Annotated in this window: 3 protein-coding genes; 1 reads left to right on the top strand and 2 read right to left on the bottom strand. The window is 69.9% G+C overall.

Going from position 1 to position 3,005, the window contains the following annotated elements:
• Nucleotides 1-1,228: MFS transporter (locus tag ACLN58_RS20235; protein ID WP_415857030.1), on the bottom strand; the 1,228-nt coding region annotated here is incomplete at its 3' end.
• A 156-nt stretch (nt 1,229-1,384) separates the two neighbouring features.
• Here ACLN58_RS20235 and ACLN58_RS20240 point away from each other — a divergent pair.
• Nucleotides 1,385-2,236 carry a LysR family transcriptional regulator gene (locus tag ACLN58_RS20240; protein WP_415857028.1) on the top strand — a complete coding sequence of 284 codons (852 nt, stop codon included), beginning with the start codon at nt 1,385-1,387 and terminating at the stop codon, nt 2,234-2,236.
• A gap of 162 nt (nt 2,237-2,398) precedes the next feature.
• On the opposite strand, the gene ACLN58_RS20245 is transcribed toward ACLN58_RS20240, so the two are convergent.
• The coding region (locus tag ACLN58_RS20245) for an FAD-dependent oxidoreductase (protein ID WP_415857029.1) at nt 2,399-3,005 on the bottom strand (607 nt) is incomplete at its 5' end.

A 3,005-nucleotide genomic window follows, 5' to 3' on the forward strand; every position in this document is an offset into this window, starting at 1 on the left:
GGGCCGCCTGCGTGCCCCACGCCTCGGCGAGCCCGCCGAGCATCGGCCCGCCGAGGGCCTGCCCGCCCATGAGCACCATCGTGTAGAGGCTCATGACACGCCCGCGGATGGCCATGTTGGCGCTCGTCTGAACGAGCTGGTTCGCGGACGTCAGGAACGTTAGCGCGCAGAACCCGGACACGGCCATGAGCGCACCGAACACGGGAAGCGACGGCATGAACGCGGCGAGCGCGAGCAGCACGCCGTAGAGCCCGGCCCCCATCACAACGGTCTGGAGCCGCAGCGCGCGGCGTCGGGCCGAGGCCACGGCCCCCGCGAGCGAGCCCAGGGCCACGAGCGTGTTGAGCATCCCGTAGCCACCAGCGCCGATCTGGAACACGTGGTCCGCGTAGCCCGCGAGCAGCACGGGCAGGCTCAGCGCGAACACGGCGATGACGCCAGCCAGCACCCAGGGCCAGCGAATCGTGGGCTTCCGCCACGCGTACTCGACGGCCTCGCGGAGCATGCCCTTGGACTTGGGCGTGGGCGGGGCCGTGAACAGCTCGTTGACGCGAAGCAGCGAGAGCATCGCGACCGTGCAGAAGCACGCGACGGCGTTGACCACGAAGGCCCACCCGCCGCCCACCGCGGAGAGCAGCCCGCCCGCGACGGCCGGGCCGATGAGACCGCCGAGCTGGAAGGTCGTCGAGTTGACGCTGATCGCGTTGCGCAAGTAGTCGGGTCCCACCAGCTCGTTGACAAACACCTGGCGGGACGGCTGGTCGAGGACCGTGACGAGCCCGAGCACCACGGCGACCGCGTAGACGTGCCACACCTCGAGCGAGTGGGTGAGCGCGAGCGTGCCGAGCACCGTCGCGCAGAGGCCCGCGCTCGCCTGGCAGATCTGGAGGAGCCGTCGCTTCGAGAAGCGGTCGGCCATGAGGCCGCCCCACGGCCCGAGGATGAGGACCGGCAGGAACTGCATCGCCACGGTGACGCCGACGGCCGCGACCGAGCCGGAGAGCTGCAGGACGATCCAGTCCTGGGCGATGCGCTGCATCCAGACCGCGATGACGGCGATGAAGTGCGAGGCCGCGAAGAGCCGGAAGTTGTGGACCCGGAGCGAGATGAACGTGTGCTTCCACGGGAGCCGCTCGCCCACCACGGCGATCGGTCCGGTGGGCGGGAAGGTCGGGGCTGTCAGCGCGTTCGGGCGGGTGGAGAGCGTTTCGGAGACGGAGGAAGGCATGGCGGAGCTGGGCGAGGTCACGGAGAAATCCTGAAGTTTCGTTCGGGTTTGAGCGATCGTGTGATTTAAGGCTAGGCGGCGCCGAAACCATTGCGGAAGTCTATTTGCACTATAAGAGCTATTGCGTTCCGCAATAGCCCGCGACAGGATGAAGAAATGTTCGATCCTGTCCAGCTCCGCACGTTCCTCGCCGTCGCCGAGCACTTGAGCTTCACCCTCGCTGCAGACCGTCTGGGCCTCGCCCAACCGACCGTGAGCCAGCACGTCGCGAAACTCGAGAAGGCCGCTGGCCGGATCCTCCTGGTGCGGGACACCCACGGCGTGCGCCTCACGGACAACGGCGACGCGATGGCCGGCTTCGCCCGCACCATCCTCGCCGCGCAAGAGGAGGCGGAACGGTACTTCCGCGGCTCGGCCATGCGCGGTCGCCTCCGCTTCGGCACCGCGGACGACCTCGCGATCACCGGCCTTCCCCGCATCCTCCGCGAGTTCCGGCGCGCCTACCCCCAACTCAACCTCGAGCTCACGGTGAGCCAGAGCGACGACCTGCACCGGCGGCTCAAGGCCGGCCAGCTCGACCTCGTGTTCATCAAATGGGTCGCGGGGGCCCAAGAGGGCACGGTGGTACGTCACGACGTCTTCACGTGGGTCGGCGTCGAGCAGACGGTGCTCGAGCCCGGCCAGCCGGTCCCGCTCGTCGTCTACCCGGCGCCGAGCTTGAGCCGGACGCTCGCGATCGACGCCCTCGAGGCGAAGGGCCGGACGTGGAAGGTCACGTGCAGCACGAAGCAGATCGCTGGCATGCTCGCCGCGGTCCGCGCTGGCCTCGGCGTCGGCGTCATGCCCACGACCCTCGTGCCCGAGGACCTCGCGATCATCACGCGGCGCTTCGACCTGCCGCCCGTGGGCGACGTCGACTTCACGTTGATCCGCAACCCGCTCGCGAACTCTGCTGCCGTGGACGCCCTCACGGACGCCATCATGGGCCGCACACTGAGCCGAACGTAGCCACGCGTGTCCGCTCCTGCTCAGTTAGGCACACCCCGCCCGGCAAGTCATCGCTCGCCACGCCATGAACGGCGGCCGGGACGGTCCAAAGTGGGCAAGAAGGGACGCTCGGGTGTGGGGCAGGCGGTGTGGGGTGCGGGGCGGGTGGGTTGGGAGTGATGCTCAGGCCGCGGCGAGATGCTCGTCGAGCACCTTCTGCGCGAGGCCATGGGAGATCGTCATGCCGATTCCGGACGTCACAGACACGGCTGTGACGCCGGGCGCGACGTCCGCAACGAGGTACGGCGCGCGCGGGCTCGAGGCGTAGATTCCCTGCCAGCGCTGCCGGACGGTGAGCCGCTCGACGCCGAGGAGCTCGGCGGCGCTCTCGAGGAGGGTCGAGCTCGTGGCCTCGTCGAGGAACGGCGGCATGGTGCCCAGCGTCACGTGGCTGTCGCCTATCAGGAGCGTGCCGTCGGGGCGCTGGGTGAGCATGAGGTTCGCGTCGATGCCGATGAGCTCGGGGCGGGTCCGCTCGAGCTCGGTCCGCAGCGCGGCGGCGGCAGCCGTGGTCGAGAACGCCGGGTAGCGCAGCATCGACGTGCCGGTCAGGACCGCGGGCGCGATCTCCATCGCCGTGCCGCCCACGGTCGGCGCATCCACGAGCGCCATCTGGAGGCCGCAGCGCTCCACTCCGGCCTCGGCCGCGACGTCCGGGAAGAGATAGTCGACGTCGTGGCCCGCGCACACGATCGTCCGGGCCGCAGCGACGACGCCGCGCGAGGTGCGG

This window comes from Sinomonas sp. G460-2 (assembly GCF_047759905.1).
Taxonomy (GTDB): domain Bacteria; phylum Actinomycetota; class Actinomycetes; order Actinomycetales; family Micrococcaceae; genus Sinomonas.